Source organism: Collimonas arenae (genome assembly GCF_000786695.1).
In the GTDB taxonomy this organism is placed as follows: Bacteria; Pseudomonadota; Gammaproteobacteria; order Burkholderiales; family Burkholderiaceae_D; genus Collimonas; species Collimonas arenae_A.
The window spans coordinates 1423645-1440256 of record NZ_CP009962.1; the positions used below are offsets into that span (position 1 = coordinate 1423645).

At 57.0% G+C, this 16612-nt stretch carries 18 protein-coding genes and 1 riboswitch; of the genes, 9 read left to right on the forward strand and 9 right to left on the reverse strand.

Going from position 1 to position 16612, the window contains the following annotated elements; translation table 11 throughout:
* Positions 1-53: 53 nt before the first annotated feature.
* Positions 54-659: an oligoribonuclease gene (orn, locus tag LT85_RS06420; RefSeq protein WP_052134771.1), complete on the forward strand. Its 606-nt coding sequence runs from the start codon at positions 54-56 to the stop codon at positions 657-659.
* A gap of 88 nt (positions 660-747) precedes the next feature.
* Here the strand turns inward: orn and LT85_RS06425 are convergent, their stop codons facing one another.
* Positions 748-1446: a UPF0149 family protein gene (locus LT85_RS06425; protein WP_038486694.1), complete on the reverse strand. Its 699-nt coding sequence runs from the start codon at positions 1444-1446 to the stop codon at positions 748-750.
* Positions 1447-1654: 208 nt separating this feature from the next.
* Here LT85_RS06425 and LT85_RS06430 point away from each other — a divergent pair, with 208 nt between their 5' ends.
* Both LT85_RS06430 and LT85_RS06435 read left to right on the forward strand, forming a co-directional pair.
* A complete protein-coding gene (locus tag LT85_RS06430; RefSeq protein ID WP_038486697.1) occupies positions 1655-2164 on the forward strand; it encodes a GNAT family N-acetyltransferase in 510 nt (169 codons plus the stop codon).
* Between the two features lie 147 nt (positions 2165-2311).
* A complete protein-coding gene (locus tag LT85_RS06435) occupies positions 2312-3304 on the forward strand; it encodes a serine/threonine protein kinase (protein WP_038486700.1) in 993 nt (330 codons plus the stop codon).
* Between the two features lie 43 nt (positions 3305-3347).
* On the opposite strand, the gene LT85_RS06440 is transcribed toward LT85_RS06435, so the two are convergent.
* Positions 3348-3680: a DMT family transporter gene (locus LT85_RS06440; RefSeq protein ID WP_172657026.1), complete on the reverse strand. Its 333-nt coding sequence runs from the start codon at positions 3678-3680 to the stop codon at positions 3348-3350.
* A gap of 85 nt (positions 3681-3765) precedes the next feature.
* Positions 3766-4662: a LysR family transcriptional regulator gene (locus LT85_RS06445; RefSeq protein ID WP_038486705.1), complete on the reverse strand. Its 897-nt coding sequence runs from the start codon at positions 4660-4662 to the stop codon at positions 3766-3768.
* A gap of 142 nt (positions 4663-4804) precedes the next feature.
* Between LT85_RS06445 and LT85_RS06450 the strand changes: the two genes are divergently transcribed.
* The 3 genes from LT85_RS06450 to fahA all read left to right on the forward strand — a co-directional run bounded on the left by LT85_RS06450 (position 4805) and on the right by fahA (position 8859).
* Positions 4805-6154, forward strand: a complete 1350-nt coding sequence (locus LT85_RS06450; RefSeq protein ID WP_172657027.1) for an MFS transporter — start codon at positions 4805-4807, stop codon at positions 6152-6154.
* A gap of 91 nt (positions 6155-6245) precedes the next feature.
* Positions 6246-7565 (forward strand): homogentisate 1,2-dioxygenase, encoded by a 1320-nt coding sequence (gene hmgA, locus LT85_RS06455; RefSeq protein ID WP_038486711.1) that lies wholly within the window; start codon positions 6246-6248, stop codon positions 7563-7565.
* A gap of 22 nt (positions 7566-7587) precedes the next feature.
* On the forward strand, positions 7588-8859 hold the full coding sequence (fahA, locus tag LT85_RS06460) for a fumarylacetoacetase (protein ID WP_038486714.1): 1272 nt from the start codon (positions 7588-7590) through the stop codon (positions 8857-8859).
* 50 nt (positions 8860-8909) lie between these two features.
* On the opposite strand, the gene lpxO is transcribed toward fahA, so the two are convergent.
* Complete coding sequence (gene lpxO, locus LT85_RS06465; RefSeq protein ID WP_038486716.1) at positions 8910-9812, reverse strand: lipid A hydroxylase LpxO; 903 nt, start codon at positions 9810-9812, stop codon at positions 8910-8912.
* Between the two features lie 159 nt (positions 9813-9971).
* Positions 9972-10146, forward strand: a riboswitch (yybP-ykoY riboswitch).
* A gap of 118 nt (positions 10147-10264) precedes the next feature.
* Between lpxO and LT85_RS06470 the strand changes: the two genes are divergently transcribed.
* Positions 10265-11269, forward strand: coding sequence for a sodium:calcium antiporter (locus tag LT85_RS06470; RefSeq protein ID WP_038486719.1), 1005 nt, complete (start codon positions 10265-10267; stop codon positions 11267-11269).
* Positions 11270-11283: 14 nt separating this feature from the next.
* On the opposite strand, the gene LT85_RS06475 is transcribed toward LT85_RS06470, so the two are convergent.
* A complete protein-coding gene (locus LT85_RS06475) occupies positions 11284-11607 on the reverse strand; it encodes a YnfA family protein (protein WP_038486722.1) in 324 nt (107 codons plus the stop codon).
* A 162-nt stretch (positions 11608-11769) separates the two neighbouring features.
* Between LT85_RS06475 and sugE the strand changes: the two genes are divergently transcribed.
* Positions 11770-12090: a quaternary ammonium compound efflux SMR transporter SugE gene (sugE, locus tag LT85_RS06480; protein ID WP_038486725.1), complete on the forward strand. Its 321-nt coding sequence runs from the start codon at positions 11770-11772 to the stop codon at positions 12088-12090.
* 9 nt (positions 12091-12099) lie between these two features.
* Here sugE and LT85_RS06485 read toward each other — a convergent pair whose 3' ends face one another.
* Together LT85_RS06485 and LT85_RS06490 are read right to left on the reverse strand one after the other, a co-directional pair.
* Positions 12100-12420, reverse strand: a complete 321-nt coding sequence (locus LT85_RS06485; RefSeq protein WP_038486728.1) for a ribbon-helix-helix domain-containing protein — start codon at positions 12418-12420, stop codon at positions 12100-12102.
* Between the two features lie 83 nt (positions 12421-12503).
* Positions 12504-13085, reverse strand: coding sequence for a DJ-1/PfpI family protein (locus LT85_RS06490; protein WP_038486731.1), 582 nt, complete (start codon positions 13083-13085; stop codon positions 12504-12506).
* Positions 13086-13412: 327 nt separating this feature from the next.
* Between LT85_RS06490 and folE the strand changes: the two genes are divergently transcribed.
* Entirely contained in the window at positions 13413-14039 is a 627-nt protein-coding gene (gene folE / locus LT85_RS06495; protein WP_052134773.1) for a GTP cyclohydrolase I FolE, read from the forward strand.
* Positions 14040-14228: 189 nt separating this feature from the next.
* Here the strand turns inward: folE and LT85_RS06500 are convergent, their stop codons facing one another.
* Positions 14229-15470: an MFS transporter gene (locus tag LT85_RS06500; protein ID WP_038486734.1), complete on the reverse strand. Its 1242-nt coding sequence runs from the start codon at positions 15468-15470 to the stop codon at positions 14229-14231.
* Between the two features lie 160 nt (positions 15471-15630).
* The gene (locus tag LT85_RS06505; RefSeq protein ID WP_038495253.1) at positions 15631-16539 is read right to left on the reverse strand and encodes a LysR family transcriptional regulator; all 909 of its coding nucleotides are present in this window, start codon (positions 16537-16539) and stop codon (positions 15631-15633) included.
* Between the last annotated feature and the right edge of the window lie 73 nt (positions 16540-16612).

A 16612-nucleotide genomic window follows, 5' to 3' on the forward strand; every position in this document is an offset into this window, starting at 1 on the left:
GATTTCAAATGGAACACCGCAAAAAAACTGCTTAAATAACCAAGAGAACAATTATGTCACAAGCCGCCGATATCTCCGCTACTCCTGCTGCCACGCCTGTTCCGGCGGCGCCGGTGCGGCCGAATGAATTCAACCTGATTTGGGTCGACATGGAAATGACCGGGCTCGACCCGGATAACGACCGCATCATCGAGGTGGCTGTCGTGGTTACCGATCCGCAACTGAATATCCTGGCTGAAGGGCCGGTGTTTGCGATCCACCAGGCCGACGAGATCATGGACGGCATGGACGCCTGGAACAAGGGGACGCATGGCCGTTCCGGCCTGATCGAGCGCGTAAAAACTTCGACCGTGACTGAAAACGACGCTGAACTGGCGTTGATCGAATTCCTGAAGAAATACGTGCCGAACGGCAAGTCGCCGATGTGCGGCAACACGATTTGCCAGGATCGCCGGTTCATGGCGCGCGGCATGCCGAAGCTGGAAGCGTTTTTCCACTATCGCAACCTGGACGTGTCGACCCTCAAAGAGTTGTGCCGCCGTTGGAAGCCGGAACTGGCGAGCGGTTTCAAGAAACACCAGAAACACACTGCGCTGGCCGATATCCTCGAATCGATTGAAGAACTGCGCTACTACCGCGAGCATTTCATCAAGGAATAAATAGCAGGAAATAAATCGCGGGGAATAAACAACAGGCCGGGTTGCATGATGCCAACCCGGCCTGTCATTGCTTCAAGTGCGTCTTGGATTAATCTTCCGTCGTATTCAGGCCGCAGCACTTCTTGAATTTCTTGCCGCTGCCACAGCTGCAATCGTCGTTGCGGCCGATTTTCGGCGTCTCGCGTTGCATGGTCTTGATCGCTGATTTGCGATGCGGCAGCCAGTAGCGGTAAATTTCCGGAATTGCCGCTTCCACTTCCACTGCCAGCTTGTGGCGTTGCACAGGATCCTCGCGCAGCGCCATTTCCTCTTCTTCCAGCTCTTCCGCACCCAGCAGATAGATAGGCCGGACTACCGTCGCCAGGTTGGAATGCCAGATCGGCTCCCAGGCTTTGGCGCGGATATTGATGCCTTCCCAGAAACCCCAGGCCCAGGCTTCGCCATCGAGCAAGGCCTTGCCTTCGTGCTCATGTTCACAGAACAGCGGTTCATATTCTTTCGGGGCAACTTCCAGCGTGACCGCGATTTCATTCATGTAGCGGGCGATCAGGCCGACGATTTTTTCAAATTCCTTGTCGGACTTGAATTTCGGCGCGTCCTTCAGCGACGGTCCCCATACATGCGGAAGCCATTCACCCAGCAGCACCTGTTCCGGCCCGATCACCAGCGCCGTCAGATAGCCATGCAGGGTATCCATGGTCATGCTGTCTTCAGCGCAACGATCGGACAATAAAAAATCGTCCAGTTCGTCAAATTCTTTGTCTGAGAGGGGTTCGTCGAGATTCATGGGGAGGACCGCTTAAAAAATGGGGATACGGATTTTACGATTGAAATGCGCTTCACCTGCAAAATATTCAACGCTGCATGGCTGCAGGCAATCATTTACCCTGTTAAAAGGATACAGGAACGGATGGTGATTGCAGCATATCTTCGCAGGCTGCTGTTACGGTAAAATATTTCTTCTATGCATGTAAATCAAGGATGGATTATCTCATATGAAAATCAGAGCTCTGTCGCCGCAAGATCTTTCGTCCTATCGCCGCCTAAGAATGGAATCCATCCTGGATTCGCCATCTTCCTTTGTTCCGACCTACGACGAAGAAGGCAGTTTGCCTGACGACCAGATGGTGACACGCTTGAATGCCGGTCCTTTTCAAGTAACGTATGGCGCGTTTCAAGAGGATGTCCTGGTTGGCACGGTCGGTTTGATACGCGATCCAAGGAGCAAGATCTGCCACCGTGCGACTATCGTGGGAGTCTATGTTACGCCGCAAGCGCGTACCGCCGGCGTTGCGCAGGGCTTGCTGGAGGCGGTCATTGCGCATGCCCGGAATATCCCGGAAGTGATCCAGCTGGACTTGCGAGTCAACACGATCAATGCTCGCGCCCGGTCCCTGTATGCCAAACTGGGATTTGAGTCTTGCGGAATCGACCGCCGCGCTTTGTGCATAGACGGACAGTTTCATGATGAGGAGCGGATGGCCTTGTATCTGGAGGAACGTTAGTCGCACTAAGTTGGCGCATCTGGATGCGTTATCGGGATTTTGATGAACGCAGCTGTTTTAAAACGTCTCATCATGCAGTGAACGGTATTTGTGTCGCAACTACGTAATCGTCCCGATAAGTCACTCGCTGGCGTTTACAATGGGCGGATGAATATTTCGCCCCCCGCATCATTCTCTACCTTGACCCCCGATACCGTGCTGGACGCGCTCGACAGCATCGGCTTGCATGGCGACGGCCGCCTGCTGGCTCTCAACAGCTATGAAAACCGGGTTTATCAGATCGGCATGGAAGAGGGGCCGCCGCTGGTCGCCAAGTTTTACCGGCCACAGCGCTGGAGCGATGCGGCAATCCTGGAAGAGCACGGCTTCGTGCAGGAACTGGTCGAACGCGAAATTCCCGTGGTTGCGGCATGGGCTACCCAAGACGGACAGACACTGCATCAATTCGACGGCTTTCGTTTTGCCGTGTTTCCGCGTCATGGCGGCCGTGCGCCAGAGCTGGAGGACGACGCCACCCTCGAATGGCTGGGCCGTTTCCTGGGTCGCATCCATGCGATAGGCGGCTTGCGCAAGTACGCGCATCGGCCGACGCTGGATATCGTCAGTTTCGGCGAAGAGCCCAGCGCTTTCCTGCTGGCCAACAACTTCATCCCGGAAGATTTGCTGGAGGCTTACCGGAGCACTGTAACCCAGGCGCTGGAAGGCGCGCGTCGCTGCTTTGAGCGCGCCGGCAGCGTTGGCACATTGCGTCTGCATGGTGATTGCCACGGCAGCAATGTCTTGTGGACCGACGCCGGGCCGCACTTCGTCGATTTCGACGATAGCCGTATGGGACCGGCGGTGCAGGATCTGTGGATGCTGTTGTCCGGTGAGCGCCGGGACATGGTGCGACAGATGGGTTCCTTGTTGGCCGGCTACGAGGATTTCTGCGATTTCGATACGCGCGAGCTATACCTGATCGAGGCGCTGCGCACTTTGCGTTTGATTCACTATGCAGCGTGGATCGCCCGGCGCTGGGACGATCCGGCGTTTGCCGTGGCTTTTCCCTGGTTCAATACGCAGCGCTACTGGCAGGACCGGGTGTTGGAATTACGCGAGCAGATTGCGTTGATGGATGAACCGCCGCTGTGGCAGTCATGATGAAGCGCCGGCGGGATTGTGCAATCTCGCCGGCGCTAGAAATTTAGTGCGCTACGGTCTTGGAGAAAACATTCAGCACCAGCACGCCGGACACGATCATGCCGATGCCGATCAAGGCCGCCGCATCCAGGCTTTGCTTCAAAAACAGCCAGCCTACCAGTGCAATCAGCGCAATCCCGATGCCGGACCACATCGCATACACAATCGCCACCGGCAAAGTGCGCAAGGTCAGTGACAGGAAGTAGAAGGCGGTCAGGTAGCCGGCCACCACCACCACCGATGGAATCAGCCGGGTAAATTCGGCGCTGGCTTTCAAGGCGCTGGTGGCGATGACTTCGGCGACAATGGCGATCAACAGATATACCCAATGCATGATTTCTCCCGGCTAAAAAATAAAATGCGCGCAAATAAAGCGCGTATAAACAAAACGTCTACGACAGATACGGCTGGATAAGCCGACTCTAATCGATTGCGGCGAACAACTCTGTAACGAAATCGACAAATACCCGTACCTTGGCCGACAACTGGTGACTCTGGTGATACACCACCGATACCGGCGGCCCCGGCGTAGCCCAGTCCGCCAGCACCGGTACTAGCTGGCTGGCGCGAATCTGCGGATTCAGCGACAAGGTCAACAGCTGGACGATGCCGGCGCCGCTATTGGCCGCATGGATCAAGGTCTCGGCGTGATTGATGGCGATATTTCCGGGCGGCGCCCAACTGAATTCCTGTTTGCCTTTACTGAAGGTCCAAGGCACGTTCTGGCCGCTGTTCGGATGGATGAACGCCAGGCAGCGGAAATCCTGCAGCTCTTGCGGGGTTTGCGGCATGCCGTGCTGCGCCAGGAATTCCGGAGACGCGCAGCACAGGTTGCGGGTCTGGTAGATACGGCGTGCAATCATGCTCGAATCCTTTAACTCGCCGATGCGGATCCACACATCGCCACGGCCCTCTACCATATCCACCATGCGGTCGCCGACGTTCAGTCTGATCGACAGTTCGGGATACAGTTCACTAAATCGCGCCAGCGCCGGCGCCAGGTAGATCCGGGCGATCGCGGTCGGCACGTCGACCCGCAAGATGCCTTGCGGCGTCATGCGCCGGCCTTGCAGCGCATCTTCCAGTTCTGTCATGTCGCCGATCAGGCGCTCGGCACGCTGGTAGCAACTATGGCCATCGTCGGTCAGGGAGATCTTGCGGGTGGTGCGGTTCAGCAGCCGCACGCCGAAATGCCGCTCCAGGCTGGCTATATGGTTGGTGATGGTAGCGTTCGACATTTCCAGCTGCTCAGCTGCACGGCTGAAGCTGTTCAGTTCCACCACCTGGCAAAATACCCGTAACGATTCCAGTCTATCCATGATGATTTTTTAATATTATTTAGGATATTTAAAAAATGATTTTAATTGTCGCCTATTTTTCTGTTTATCGAAAAGGATGATAATGCATAAAGCCAGTCCAGACTTGGCATTCATCATTGTCAGGAGACACAGATAGATGACCATTGCAATCAGCCACAATCCGATAGACATTCCAGCTCTGATCGACCGCAGCCGCATCAGCGCTTTCCAGGTGGTCATGCTAATCCTGTGCGGCATTTGCCTGATCATCGACGGTTTCGATGTCCAGGCCATGGGCTACGTGGCGCCTGCCATCATCCAGGAGTGGGGCATAGACAAGGCCAACCTGGGTCCGGTGTTCGGCGCCGGCCTGTTCGGCATGCTGCTGGGATCGCTGACCTTCAGCATCCTGGCTGACCGTATCGGCCGCCGTCCGGTCCTGATCGCCGCCACGCTGTTCTTTGCCGCCTGCATGCTACTGACGCCGCTGGCAGGCACTGTGGACCAGTTGATTGCGCTACGTTTCATCACCGGCCTCGGGCTGGGTGCGATCATGCCTAATGCGATGGCGCTGGCCGGCGAATACAGTCCGCTACGCAAGCGCGTGACCCTGATGATGCTGGTTTCCTGCGGCTTTACGCTGGGTGCGGTGCTTGGCGGCCTGTTGTCGGCGGCGCTGATTCCGCGCTTTGGCTGGCAATCGGTATTTCATGTCGGCGGCGCGGTGCCGCTGGTGATCGGCGTCCTGATGTTCTTCCTGTTGCCGGAATCGATGCAGTTCCTGGTATTGCGCGGCAAGCGGCTGGAGCAGGTCGGTAAATGGCTACGCCGCATAGATCCGACAATGGTGGTCGACCAGCATACGCGTTATGTGGTCAACGAAAAGGCCGGCAAGGGTGCACCGGTGATGCAATTGTTCCAGGAGGGACGGGCCAAGGTCACGATCCTGTTGTGGATCATTAATTTCATGAACCTGGTCAACCTGTATTTCCTGTCCAACTGGTTGCCGACCATCGCCAAGGACGCCGGCCTGTCGACCGCCATGGCGGTCATGGCCGGCACCACGTTGCAGATCGGCGGCACGCTGGGCACCTTGATCATGGGCCAGTTGATCGACCGTTCCAGTTTCCGTCGTGTGCTGATTCCAGTATTTCTCATCGCCGGAGTGGCGGTAGCGCTGATCGGCAGACCCGAGATATCGCTGTTATTCCTGTTCGCCAGCATCTTCGTCGCCGGTTTTTGTATAGTTGGTGGCCAGCCGGCGGTGAATGCGCTGGCGGGTACTTATTATCCGACCACCTTGCGTTCAACCGGCATCGGCTGGAGTCTCGGGGTGGGGCGGATTGGCTCGATTATAGGGCCGGTGCTGGGCGGCGAGCTGATTCGCCTGAACTGGCCCAACAGCAGTATTTTTCTAGTGCTGGCGGTGCCGGCGCTGGTGTCGGCGGCGATGCTGATGTTGATGCAGGGGGCTTCCACCCCGAAAGACGCAGCAGCTGCCGCCGTGCATTAAGATCCGCATTTGTCACTGGGTCTGTTACTGAGTAAATTGAACTTCAACATCAATCTTGAGAACGAAGCTTGAAACAAGCGAGGATAAAAAGATGAAAATTTCACCGCCGAATGATGGCTTGCATTACCAGTCTGGATTCTGCAACGATTTCGCCACTGAAGCCTTGCCCGGCGCTTTGCCGGCTACGCAGAATTCACCGCAGAAAGCACCTTACGGCCTGTATGCGGAACAACTGTCCGGCACCGCTTTCACGGCGCCGCGCGCGCACAACCGGCGTAGCTGGCTGTATCGGATTCGTCCCGGCGCGATGCATCATGCGTTTGAAAAACTCGATCAGCCTTTGCTGGCCAGCGGGCCGTTCAACCAGGTCGACACGCCACCCAACCAGCTACGCTGGAATCCGCAACCGATCCCGGCCGACGACCAGCCCACCGATTTTATCGATGGCCTGATCACTGTCGCGGGTAACGGCGATGCTGCGGCTCAGGTTGGGATTGCCATCCATTTGTATGTGGCAAACCGTTCCATGCATGACCGTTTCTTCTACGATGCCGATGGCGAACTGCTGATCGTGCCACAGCAGGGACGTCTGCTGGCGCGGACCGAGCTGGGCGTGCTTGAAGCAAGTCCCGGTGAAATTCTGGTGATTCCGCGCGGCGTGCGTTTCTGCGTTGAACTGCCGGACGGTGTAGCGCGCGGCTATATCTGCGAAAACTATGGTGCAGCATTCCAATTGCCGGAACTGGGGCCGATCGGCGCCAATGGCCTGGCCAACGTGCGCGATTTCCAGGCGCCGGTTGCGACCTATGAAGAACGCGAAGGCGATTTCCAGCTGCTGGCCAAATTCGGCGGCCGGCTGTGGGCGGCGCGCATAGACCATTCACCGTTGGACGTGGTGGCGTGGCATGGCAATTACACGCCTTACAAATACGATCTGAGCCGCTTCAATACGATCAATACCGTCAGCTTCGATCATCCCGATCCCTCCATCTTTACGGTGCTGACGTCGCCCTCGGATACCGCTGGCACGGCCAATGTCGATTTCGTGATCTTCCCGCCGCGCTGGATGGTGGCCGAACACACTTTCCGGCCGCCATGGTTCCATCGCAACGTCATGAGCGAATACATGGGTTTGATCCATGGCGCGTATGATGCCAAGGCCGACGGCTTTACGCCGGGCGGCGGCAGCCTGCACAATTGCATGAGCGGCCATGGCCCGGACGCCGCCACTTTCGACAAGGCATCGAATGCGGAACTGGCGCCGCACCGTATCGACAATACAATGGCTTTCATGTTTGAAAGCCGCTATGTGATTCATCCGACCCGCTATGCCCTGGCGACGCCGCATCTGCAAAAGGATTATCTGCAATGCTGGCACGGATTGAAAAAGAATTTCAACGGACAACCTTAAGAGAATACGAAGGAAGAAAAACATGATGCAAGCAAATGATCCCGCACTGAAATCGTTTATCCCGACTCCGTCGGAGTCGCATTTTCCTATCCAGAACCTGCCTTTCGGCGTGTTCAGCAATGCCGCCAACCCGGCGCTGCGCGTTGGCGTCGCCATCGGCGACCAGGTGCTGGACCTGGCCGCGCTGGCCGAGTCCGGCCTGCTGATCGTGAGTCCGGAGGTATTTCGCCAGCCGACGCTCAACGCTTTCATCGCGCTGGGCCGGCAAACCTGGCGCAGCACGCGCGCCAGTATTAGCGAACTGCTGCGTCACGATAATCTGAAGCTGCGCGACAACCAGGCATTGCGCGACAAGGTCTTCGTTGCGCAAGACCAGGTGACGCTGCACCTGCCGCTGGAGATTCCTGGCTATACCGATTTCTACTCATCGAAAGAACATGCGACCAATGTCGGTTCGATGTTCCGCGATCCGGCCAATGCGCTGCTGCCAAACTGGCTGCATATCCCGATCGGTTATAACGGCCGCGCCAGTTCCGTGGTGGTCAGCGGTACGCCGTTGCAGCGGCCGAATGGCCAGCTGAAACTGCCGGACGCCGACGCGCCGGTATTTGGCGCATGCCGCAAACTGGATTTCGAACTGGAAACCGGTTTCATCATCGGCCAGCCGAACGCCCTTGGCGAGCCTATCGATATCGCCAATGCGGAACAGCATATCTTCGGCATGGTCTTGCTGAATGACTGGAGTGCGCGCGATTTGCAGCAATGGGAATACGTGCCGTTGGGCCCGTTCAACAGCAAGTCGTTCGCTACTTCCATTTCGCCGTGGGTAGTGACGATGGATGCGCTGGAACCGTTCCGTGTCGCCAGCCCGGAACAGCAGCCGCAACCGTTGCCGTATTTGCAGCAAAGCGGCAAGAACGGCTACGACATCAACCTGGAAGTCACTTTGACGCCGGGTGAAAAAGCCCAGCCGCAAACCATTTGCCGCACCAACTTCAAGGCGATGTACTGGACCATGGTGCAGCAGCTGGCGCATCACACAGTATCCGGCTGCAATACGCGCATTGGCGATCTGATGGGCTCGGGCACCATCAGCGGCAACACGCCGGATGCATTCGGCAGTTTGCTGGAATTGACTTGGAACGGTAAGAATCCATTGACGCTGGCGGATGGCAGCCAGCGCAGCTTTATCCAGGATGGCGACGAAGTGGGGATGACCGGCTGGTGCCAGGGTAATGGCTACCGGATTGGCTTCGGCGTGGTCAGTGGGAAAATCCTGCCGGCGCGAAGCTGATCAAAAGGGGGAGATTAAAAAGGATGCCGTCGGCATCCTTTTTTTGGGGATCAGAGATAAATGATCGCCAGTACGACACCGATAATCAAGCCGAACTTGATACACATGTACAGCGGCTTGCTGAATTTCTTCAGGCGACGCCGGTACTGGCCGGCTGCCCAGACAAAACGGAACAGCTTGTTGATGCCGCCGGTCTCGTCGCCGGTTTCGTTAGGCGAAGCCGCGGCGCTCATCATGTGGCGTCCCAGCCAGCGGTTGATAGCCTGCGCCCAGCGGTAACGCATAGGCCGCTCGATGTCGCAGAAGATGATGATGCGGTTACTGTCGCAACCGTTTTGCGCCCAGTGGATATAGGTTTCATCGAACACCACGCCCTGGCCGTCGCGCCAGCTGTAGCGTTGCTGGTTGACTTCGATAAAGCAGCGATCGTCGTTAGGCGTCACCAATCCAAGGTGATAACGCAGCGAACCGGCAAACGGATCGCGGTGCGGGTTCAGAGTGCCGCCCGGCGCCAGTTCAGCAAACATCGCTGCCTTGACGCTAGGCGTACGGCGCAGCAGCGCCACGGTCTTCGGGCAGAACTGTTCTGCTGACGGGTGGCTGGCGTCATACCATTTCAGGTAAAACCGTTTCCAGCCAGCCTTGAAGAAGGAGTTGAAGCCGGCGTCGTCGTTCTTTTCCGCAGCACGGATTTTTTCCAGGCCGATCAGGCCTTGTGCTTCATCGCGGATGGTTTCCCAGTTGTCTTCGAGGATCTTCAGGTCGGCGAAAGTGCTGGTCGGCAGGTAAGGCGTGTTGGTCGGCACCTTCGAGAACATGTACATGAAGATGTTGAGCGGCGCCATGATCGACGAATGGTCGAACAGTTGCCGGAAAAACGGTAGGCGCGCCTTGCCGCGAAAGTGAACGTACAACACTGACAAAAGAAAAAAACTGACTACTGCCCATTTCATAAAAATGTGCTCCGTTACAAATAAGCCGCCATTTTATCTCTTTTGCGCCAGATATCTGTTATCTCGCCTTGATTGTTAATCTGATCTATTGCACAAGAGAATGTGTGAGGACAATACTGCGATCATTGCCGCCTGTAATATTTCAATGATAAAATTGCGCCTCCTTAGGGGAGTAGCCGCCTTCGAGTCTTTCGAAGAGCGCATGTCAACATACTTGGCGCTGTACCACATTTACGCCATGGCATGCGCGACCGCACGGTTTGGCAAGACCTATGGTGCTTCCCTTTACCCGGCCGGGCGAAGGCGTTGCTCCATTCGTCAGTGCCCGGCCCTCAGGATATCCTCATGCTTATTTACCGCCGCTGGTTGCGCCAACGTGCTGCCATAGCCAGTTTTGCCAAGTCTGCTTCTCTCCCGTTCGTCTTTCCTATGTTCCTGGCAGGGGCGTACCCATGATGCTCGCCTTCGCTCTGCTGCTCGGCTCGGCCATCGTCATTTACCTGTCATGTGAGTATTTCGTCAACAGTATTGAATGGGTCGGACGCCGGCTGGGTATTGCCCAGAGTGCGGTCGGTACGGTGCTGGCGGCGTTTGGTACGGCGTTACCTGAAAGCGTGGTGACCTTTGTCGCCGTAGTGTTCGGCCGGGACGCAGCGCACCGCGAAATCGGCGTCGGCGCGGCATTGGGCGGACCACTGGTGCTGGCGACTATCGCTTATGCGGTGGTTGGCCTGATGTTCATCCTGAACAGTAAAAAACTTGGCAACATCCTGCTCTCGGCCAGCGCCGCCGCGCGATTGAGCCGGGACCAAGCCTGGTTCATCGGAATATTCGTGGTCAAGGTCGGACTGGGGCTGGTGGCGTTCGCCATCAAGCCTTGGCTGGGCGTGTTTTTCTTGTTGGCCTATGGCGTGTACATCTGGGGAGAAATGCACAAGGAAGAGGATGCCGACGCCGAGATCCATGATCTGGAACCATTGAAATTCCGTCCGCACGATCCGCAGCCGGGGCTGGGCTGGGCCTTGCTGCAAACATTGGTGGCGCTGGTGGTGATTTTCTTGAGCTCGCAACTGTTCGTGCATCAGCTTGGTGAAATTTCGCCCTGGTTGGGTATCTCGCCGCAATTGACGGCGCTGCTGCTGAGCCCGATCGCTACCGAGTTGCCGGAAATTCTGAACGCCGTGATCTGGGTCAGGCAAGGCAAGCAAATACTGGCTTTGAGCAATATCAGCGGCGCGATGATGATCCAGGCCACGATTCCTACTGCGCTGGTGCTGATTTTTACGCCATGGATGCTGAGCCCGGCGCTGATCTGGGCTGCCGCAGTAACGATGTTCTCGATGTTCGGGTTGTATGCCTTGCTGCGCAAGGGCATGCTGAGCGGCCGCATCCTGGCGCTGTTCGGTTTGTTGTACGTAGTGTTTGCCGCAGGTCTGGGATGGATAGGCGTGCACTAACGGCGTGAAGTTCGTCAGGCGCGCGCGCCCATGGCGATCACCGCCGCGCCTGAAAGCGCCAGCCCGGCTCCCAGCAGATCGCTCCACCTTGGGGTGACGCCATCGACGCTCCACAGCCAGAAAATGGCAGTGGCGATGTAGACCGCGCCATAGGCGGCATACACGCGGCCGCTGGCGGCTGGATGCAAAGTCAGCAGCCAGACGAAGGCCAGCAGACTGGCTGCCGCCGGCAGTAGCAGCCAGACAGAGCCTTTGCCATTCAGCCACAGCATCGGCAAATAGCAGCCCAGCAGCTCGGCGATGGCGGTCAGGAGGAAGAGGGCAAAGGTTTTTGTCATATCAAGGCAGCCAGGTCTGGTTGAAAAGGCGGCGGCGCCTGTAGCCATGGCTGAAAAAAATTATAATTGGCGGCATTGTCGCATTTCATCCGGCCTCAGGACGACCTGGCGCCGGATTCCATTTTATTTCAACCGGGGACGACCCCATTTTCTGGAGGTCGCATGGCCTGGATCATTCTCTTTCTTGCCGGTATCGCTGAAGTCATCTGGGCCGTCGGCCTGAAATACTCGGAAGGTTTTACCCGTACCTGGCCTTCGGTCATTACCTGCGTCGGCATGGCTATCAGCATCTGGCTGCTGGCGATTGCCATGCGTACTCTGCCGCTTGGCACCGCCTACGCGGTATGGACCGGGATCGGCGCTGTAGGATCGTTCATCGCCGGTATCGTGTTGCTGGGCGAGGTGGCAAGCGTGGCGCGCATCGCCAGCGTCAGCTTGATTGTGCTTGGGTTGATCGGCTTGAAATTATCAACCGCAAGCTGACGATGAAATCTACGCCGAAGCGCCGACTTTGGTGGCCGCGGTGGCGGCGCTGGTTGCGAATCCGGCATGGGTTTTCAGCGACTGGTAACGCAGGCAGGTGACGCGCAGGAACGATGCAAAGTTGCTGGCTTCGCCAAGGTGCGTGGTGACTTCATCGTGCAGCTTGGCGATCAGCTGATTGGTAGTCAGGTCGTTATCCGCAGCCAGCTCTGCCAGGGTTTGCCAGAACAGGTTTTCCAGCTTGATGGTGGTGATGACGCCCATGATGCGCACCGAACGGGCGCGCGACTCATAAAGTATGGGGTCGGCTTGGGCGTAGATCTGGCACATTGGATACCTCGCGGGTTGAATGCGGCCGGCTGGCTACCGGCCGCATGCTATTACATCATAGTTGCAGCATGACGGTTCGATACTTACAGTTCGATACGCGTGCCCAGCGCCGTCAGGAACAAGGCTAGCCATGCGGGATGGGCCGGCCATGCAGGCGCCGTCACCAGGTTGCCGTCACGGTGCGCAGCTGTCACATCGATTTCCGCGTACTTGCCGCCAGCCAGCCTGACTTCCGGTGCGCAGGCGGGATAGGCGGAACAGGTTTTCCCTTCCAGCACGCCAGCCGCCGCCAGCAATTGCGGACCGTGGCACACTGCTGCAATAGGCTTGTCGGCGGCATGGAATTGCTGGACGATCTCGATGACGCGCGGATTCAGGCGCAGGTATTCCGGCGCGCGGCCTCCGGGGATCAGCAAGCCGTCGTAATGGCCGACGTCGACATCGCTGAATGCCGCGTTCAAGGTGAAGTTGTGGCCGGGCTTTTCGCTATAGGTCTGGTCGCCTTCGAAGTCATGGATGGCGGTGCGGATCTGGGCGCCAGCCGCTTTGTCAGGGCATACCACGTCGACTTGATGGCCGACCATTTGTAGCGCCTGGAACGGCACCATCAATTCATAGTCTTCAACGTAGTCGCCAGCGAGAATCAGGATTTTCTTTGCGCTCATGATGGATCTTTCAGTGAAGTTACTGCAGGACAGAGGAGGCTGATATCGGGTTCCGTTACCGGGAGCCGTTACTGAGAGAAGAGTATGGAACAGCGTGCTTTGCGCAGGTAATAACTGGCTATTACCTGCGCAACTTTCGATGTTGCGCTGCGCAATATCGGTTGTCTTGCAATGATGCTGAAAAGCATTGGTTTGACGAATGCAATGCAGCATTGCAAGAGCTGAATTAAACTGTCGCCATTAACCCATTAACCCATTAACCGGTTTTATTCGCCCCTGGGTGAAGAAAGCTGGAAGTGAATATTTATTATTAAAAAAGGTACTCAGATGGCCTCAACAGATTCATCATCAGCGGCGGCGTTGCCAGCCTTGTCCGAACGTCCTAGCAGAGCTGAAGCAGAGTCGGCGATTCGTACCTTGCTGCGCTGGGCCGGCGACGATCCTGACCGCGAAGGCTTGCTGGATACGCCGGCACGCGTAGCACGCGCCTACGAAGAGTTTTTTGCCGGCTACAGCAAGGATCCGGTGGAAATTCTTTCCACCACGTTTTCCGAAGTAGAAGGCTATGACGAGATGGTGGTGCTGACCAATATCCGTTTCGAAAGTCATTGCGAACATCACATGGCGCCGATTATCGGCAAGGCGCATGTGGCGTATCTGCCGGACCGGCGTGTGGTGGGTATTTCGAAACTGGCGCGCCTGGTCGATATCTATGCCAAGCGCTTGCAGATCCAGGAAAAAATGACGGTGCAGATCGCCGATACGTTGCAGCAGGTATTGCTGCCTAAGGGGGTTGCTGTCGTGATTGAAGCTTCACATGGCTGCATGACCACGCGTGGGATCCATAAGCCTGGCACCAGCCTGGTCACCAGCCGCATGCTGGGCGCGTTCCGCGATGATCCGTCGACGCGGCGTGAATTCATGAGCATTATCGGCCAGAAGCGCAGCGAATAAGCAGCGAATAAGTCTAGGGCAGGACTTACGCAAAACCGCCCTGACTGCGTTGCATTTCCTAGCTGTACATTCTAGCCGTACATTCGTACTGTTTTCGTCGATGCATCTTGCCTGGACGATTTTGCGGAAGTCCTGTAGGTTTTTTGCAGATGCGCTGACGCCGCCACCGGCGCCGGCGCAGTACCGGTTTCAGATCAAGGTAGCATCCTGATCGGCATGGCCGGTCACCCGGGCTTGCATGGCGCGCGCTACAACGCTGCGCGACAGATACCAATAAAGTGCGATCACAGCTGTCGAGAACAGCGCAAATCCCATCATTCCGGCGTGCAAGTAAAACACCTTGTATAGCTCGATGCCGACACCGTACAAGGTCATGTTGATCATGCCCATAGTCGCCGCTACCGTCGCCTTGGAGACGTTGCTTTCAGTCAGCGTGAAACGGATCATGACCGCTGCTGACAAGCCTTCGCCAAACGCAATGACGCTGATTGCTGCTACCAGGAAATATGGTTTGTCGAGGAAAGCCGCGCCCAGCAACATGATCGCAATCCCGGCAGCGATCGGATACAAGGCCAGCTTGATCGAGCTGCCCAGACGCCAGCGATCCACTTGCCGTGCCAGCACCAGATTACCGGCGATCAGGCAGCCGAACACCGGGATTTGCCAATAACCGTATTCAACCACGCTCAGATGGCCGTCGGCGACCAGAATCTCCGGCGACATGGCGATCCAGCCGATCAGTGGAATCGCCAGCAAAGGCATGCACATGCTGGCTTTGAGGAAGTGGCGGTTACCTACCACTGCGCGGTAATCGTGCCAGATCTGCACCAGTGGCAATTTCTCTTTGCGCTCCTTGACGGTTTCCGGCATGTGGCGGGCAAGGCCGATCAGGGAAATGGTAGCGATCGCAGCGATAAACACAAACACCATGCGCCAAGGCAGTACTTCAATCATGAAGGCGCCCGCAACCGGTCCGATCAGCGGCGCGATCAAGGCGACGTTGGCCATCAGCGCCGTCACCCGGATCGCCGCTTTTTCTTCAAATGCTTCTTGCACCACGGCGTAGCCGACCGACGAGATAAAGCACAAGCCCACGCCTTGCAGCACGCGCAGGACGATGAAGCTTTCTATGCTGCGGGAGAATAGCGTCGCCAGGCAAGCCAGGATAAAAAAGACAGTGCCGCCCAACATCACCGGGCGGCGGCCGATGCGGTCCGACAGCGGTCCGAACAGCCATTGGAATATTGCGCCGCCGGCCAGGAAGGCGGTCATGGCGGACGCCATCCAGGCGGCGCTGGCGCCAAACTCCCGGGTCACGGTCAGCATGCCCGGCTGGATCATGTCGTTGGCGATGTAGACCGAAAACTCAAACAGCACCAACGCCAGCGGGAACATCAGGGTATTGCGGGTAAGCGTAGAAATTTTTTGCATTTTTTGTTAAGCGGATAAAAACGGCGTACATCTGTGAGGCAAGCGAGAACGTATTGCGCAAAGCCGCGGCGGCTGGCTTGCTAAATGCCGATGGAACGGCGACGGTGCAACACGCGAAGTGTCAGCGAACGAGGTTGTTGGGCAAAATTGCCTGAAGAAATTATTTGACCGGTGTTTCCCAGTCAGGGCTTGTGCTGAATTCTTCGACCAGAAAATCAAGCATGGCGCGCAGGATGGCGGGCATTTGGCGGCGCGAAGCGTAGACGCCATAAATACACATTTCGCGCGGACGATATTCACTGAGCAGCGCGCGTAGTTTACCACTATGCAGCAATCCTGAGGCGGCGTGCACCGGTTGCAACGCAATCCCCGCTCCGCAGACTGCAGCTTCAAGCAATACCGACGATTCATTGGCGCTCATGTTGCCGCCCACCGGCACCGCTACCGGTGCACCGTCCTTCTCGAATTCCCACAGGCTTTTACCGAAGTAGGAATAGGTCAGGCAGTTATGCAAGGCCAGGTCTTCCGCGGTTTTCGGCGTGCCATGTTCCTCAAGGTAGACGGGTGCGGCCACTACCACCGAACGACACACTGCCAGCTTGCGCGCGATCAGGTTGGGGTCCAGCGCATTGGTGATGCGGATCGCCAGGTCGATCCTTTCTTCGACCAGGTTGACGGTACGGTCCACCATCAGCATGTCCACGGCAGTGCCCGGGTAGCGCTTCAGGAATTTTGTCAGCAACGGCGCCAGGCAGGTTTGTCCAAGCGACATGCTGCAAGTAAGGCGCAATGTTCCGTGCGGCGCATTCTCGGGGGCTGCTGCCGAGGACTGGATATCGCCGGCCATCTCCAGCATCTGGCGGCAACGCGGCAAGGTGTCGCTGCCGGCCGAGGTCAAGCTGAGCTTGCGCGTGGTGCGATGTAGCAGCCGCGCGCCGATCCATTCTTCCAGTTCCGCCAGATAGCGCGACACCATGGCGCGCGACATGTCCAGTTTGTCGGCGGCGGCGGTCAGGCTGCCTTGATCGGCGACCTCGACAAACACTTGCATTGCGATCAATCTATCCATGGCTTCCCCAATGCATTTGATCGACGATTCGATCGATTTTTGCAACTAACTATGCACTATTATGGGGTTTTTT

What these genes read in the sequence shown, in the direction of transcription:
- LT85_RS06500 (WP_038486734.1), bottom strand. Translation starts at nt 15,470, where the DNA reads ATGCAAAAAATTTCTACGCTTACCCGCAATACCCTGATGTTCCCGCTG.
- LT85_RS06475 (WP_038486722.1), bottom strand. Translation starts at nt 11,607, where the DNA reads ATGACAAAAACCTTTGCCCTCTTCCTCCTGACCGCCATCGCCGAGCTG.
- LT85_RS06445 (WP_038486705.1), bottom strand. Translation starts at nt 4,662, where the DNA reads ATGGATAGACTGGAATCGTTACGGGTATTTTGCCAGGTGGTGGAACTG.
- folE (WP_052134773.1), top strand. Translation starts at nt 13,413, where the DNA reads ATGGCCTCAACAGATTCATCATCAGCGGCGGCGTTGCCAGCCTTGTCC.
- fahA (WP_038486714.1), top strand. Translation starts at nt 7,588, where the DNA reads ATGATGCAAGCAAATGATCCCGCACTGAAATCGTTTATCCCGACTCCG.
- LT85_RS06470 (WP_038486719.1), top strand. Translation starts at nt 10,265, where the DNA reads ATGATGCTCGCCTTCGCTCTGCTGCTCGGCTCGGCCATCGTCATTTAC.
- LT85_RS06485 (WP_038486728.1), bottom strand. Translation starts at nt 12,420, where the DNA reads ATGTGCCAGATCTACGCCCAAGCCGACCCCATACTTTATGAGTCGCGC.
- LT85_RS06425 (WP_038486694.1), bottom strand. Translation starts at nt 1,446, where the DNA reads ATGAATCTCGACGAACCCCTCTCAGACAAAGAATTTGACGAACTGGAC.
- sugE (WP_038486725.1), top strand. Translation starts at nt 11,770, where the DNA reads ATGGCCTGGATCATTCTCTTTCTTGCCGGTATCGCTGAAGTCATCTGG.
- lpxO (WP_038486716.1), bottom strand. Translation starts at nt 9,812, where the DNA reads ATGAAATGGGCAGTAGTCAGTTTTTTTCTTTTGTCAGTGTTGTACGTT.
- LT85_RS06505 (WP_038495253.1), bottom strand. Translation starts at nt 16,539, where the DNA reads ATGGATAGATTGATCGCAATGCAAGTGTTTGTCGAGGTCGCCGATCAA.
- hmgA (WP_038486711.1), top strand. Translation starts at nt 6,246, where the DNA reads ATGAAAATTTCACCGCCGAATGATGGCTTGCATTACCAGTCTGGATTC.
- LT85_RS06435 (WP_038486700.1), top strand. Translation starts at nt 2,312, where the DNA reads ATGAATATTTCGCCCCCCGCATCATTCTCTACCTTGACCCCCGATACC.
- orn (WP_052134771.1), top strand. Translation starts at nt 54, where the DNA reads ATGTCACAAGCCGCCGATATCTCCGCTACTCCTGCTGCCACGCCTGTT.
- LT85_RS06430 (WP_038486697.1), top strand. Translation starts at nt 1,655, where the DNA reads ATGAAAATCAGAGCTCTGTCGCCGCAAGATCTTTCGTCCTATCGCCGC.
- LT85_RS06490 (WP_038486731.1), bottom strand. Translation starts at nt 13,085, where the DNA reads ATGAGCGCAAAGAAAATCCTGATTCTCGCTGGCGACTACGTTGAAGAC.